This is a genomic window from Christensenella sp. (assembly GCF_034927525.1).
Classification (GTDB): domain Bacteria; phylum Bacillota; class Clostridia; order Christensenellales; family Christensenellaceae; genus Christensenella.
In genome coordinates this window covers 1-2,125 of record NZ_JAYFPU010000143.1, presented here as the reverse complement: position 1 = coordinate 2,125, position 2,125 = coordinate 1, and the positions used below count along the sequence as shown (strand labels likewise).

Annotated in this window: 3 protein-coding genes and 1 tRNA gene; all 4 read right to left on the bottom strand. The window is 40.9% G+C overall.

Annotated elements, in window-relative coordinates; all coding sequences use genetic code 11:
• Nucleotides 1–30: 30 nt before the first annotated feature.
• Nucleotides 31–106: transfer RNA gene (locus VB081_RS05860), tRNA-Lys, on the bottom strand.
• Nucleotides 107–753: 647 nt separating this feature from the next.
• On the bottom strand, nt 754–1,347 hold the full coding sequence (locus VB081_RS05855; protein ID WP_323399904.1) for a superoxide dismutase: 594 nt from the start codon (nt 1,345–1,347) through the stop codon (nt 754–756).
• A gap of 64 nt (nt 1,348–1,411) precedes the next feature.
• Nucleotides 1,412–1,612: a CsbD family protein gene (locus VB081_RS05850; RefSeq protein WP_323399903.1), complete on the bottom strand. Its 201-nt coding sequence runs from the start codon at nt 1,610–1,612 to the stop codon at nt 1,412–1,414.
• Between the two features lie 241 nt (nt 1,613–1,853).
• Nucleotides 1,854–2,125, bottom strand: a 272-nt coding sequence (locus VB081_RS05845; RefSeq protein WP_323399902.1) for an ABC transporter permease, incomplete at its 5' end; no start/stop codon positions are given.

The window sequence follows — 2,125 nt, the reverse complement described above, 5'->3', positions numbered from 1 at the left end:
AGGCCTCTGGACGATGGGACCGCAAAAAAATGGTGAGCCGTCCGGGACTCGGACCCGGGACACCCGGATTAAAAGTCCGGTGCTCTGCCAGCTGAGCTACAGCGCCAAAAATGTTAGCGGGATCAAAATCTTTTCAACATTAACATAGTCCGTAGGCTCCATGACTTCATCAAGCTACCCGTTAGTCAGTCCTCTTGAGCAAGAGTTCTGATCTCCCGATTTATGCCTGTAAGCAGAATGTATAAACAACGATTACCAATCGATTTTCCCACTGCATAGTTCATTTTTTTAAGTTCGATCAGCTTTCAGGCCTAGTTACAATTCTTGCCCCTGTTTAAACCCGCCTGTCAAAAAATACGGTTTATGTGCGTTTTCCCGCGTCACGCAGAAGATTTTAACTCAGTTTCCTGAATAAAGCAACACCCAGAAAAAACAGTGTTGTTGATCAGCGATATTGTCATGGTGTAACTCGTCAGGGAAAATGTCATCCCCTCTAATAAAGATAAAATGAGGGGATGAAAATAATTATGAGAAAGCAATACAGCGAGAAACAGTCTGAAGAGATCAACCCTTCGACTGGCCTCGCTGCTCTAGTAGACGCTGTCCACTCGTTGTGCCCGATACTAACTGAAACAACCTTATTACGTTTATCTTTGTAAGACGAAACACATAAATTCTCGCAAAAAAACATCAGAAAGTTGCTTTAAGTCTTACATTTCTGATTATCTTAGAAAACTCGATTTGCTATTTCATTCAAGCAATCAGGTTAGCGTTCACAAAATCCCAGTTTATCAGGTTTTTGATAAATGAATCCAGATAATCTGCGCGTTTGTTCTGGTAATCCAGATAATATGCGTGCTCCCATACGTCTACCGTTAAAAGAGGCTTAACGTCTTTAGCGATGGGTGTATCTGCGTTGGAAGTCTTGATGATTTCCAGTTTGCCGTCTTTTTGAACAAGCCAGGCCCAACCGCTTCCAAACTGACCTAGAGCCGTATCCTTAAATTTTTTGGCGAATATTTCGTAGCTTCCAAAATCCAGATTAATCTTCTCCCCCAAGGGACCGTAAGGAATACCGCCTCCTGCAGGCTTGATCGAATTCCAGTAGAAGGTATGGTTCCAAACCTGTGCAGCATTGTTGAAAACAGCTGTTTTGTCATCTCTGCCTGAAGTATTTTTTATTATGTTTTCAAGTGTTTCTTGCGAAAATTCAGTGCCTTCAATGAGTTTGTTCAGATTTTCAACATAGGTATTATGGTGCTTGCCGTAATGAAAATCCATAGTATTGGAACTGATATGGGGTTCCAGCGCATCGTTTCCGTATGGGAGTTTGGGCAGCATAATCATTTTATCAGACCATCCTTTTTTGTTTTGTATTTTAATTATGATTTAAATTGAAACACTCAAAATACTATTTGTGGCTGTTAATAAAATCGTCTAACTCTTTCTTGGCTTTTTCTTTTCCGTAGCCATACTTTGTCTGAAGAAGACCCACAAGTTTTTCACTTTCTCCGTCTATCACCATCACTTCATCATCAGTAAACCTACCCCAGGTCTTTTTGACATCTCCCTGAATCTCATGCCATTTCCCTTTGAGAACATCTTCATTCATGATCCATACACCAACCCTTCATTTAGCGACGCATATGTAACACTGCTAACATATTTTCATATTATAACAACAATGTAAAATATAGTCAAAAAATTGTAAATAAAAATCAAAATATTCAAAAAATTTGTCAATTGCAAAAATTACTTCATCACCAACATAGACTCAATAACTGAATATACCTAAATCTGACAGGGCTGCTGTTTGTTGTTTTATTGTTGGATATCAGAGATAGAAGTATCTACTAAGCCATCAGGCTGATGGTTTTACGGAATCTATTCAGCGCGATCATGAAGAATACAGCCGCTATCACCGCCATAGCAAGAAAATTTATCCATACATCCTCACTACCCGCACCCCGGAAAAGGATCCCCTGCCCTGCAGCAACGAAGTGTGTGCTTGGCGCGGCCAACATAATTTTCTGAACAAATTCCGGCATACTCTCCCGGGGGGTCTGGCCTCCTGAAAGCAGCTGCAACGGCAATAGTACCAACAGAGAAAGCATTCCGAACTGGG

Coding starts and splice junctions, on each gene's coding strand:
- VB081_RS05855 (WP_323399904.1), bottom strand. CDS start 1,347: ATGATTATGCTGCCCAAACTCCCATACGGAAACGATGCGCTGGAACCC.
- VB081_RS05850 (WP_323399903.1), bottom strand. CDS start 1,612: ATGAATGAAGATGTTCTCAAAGGGAAATGGCATGAGATTCAGGGAGAT.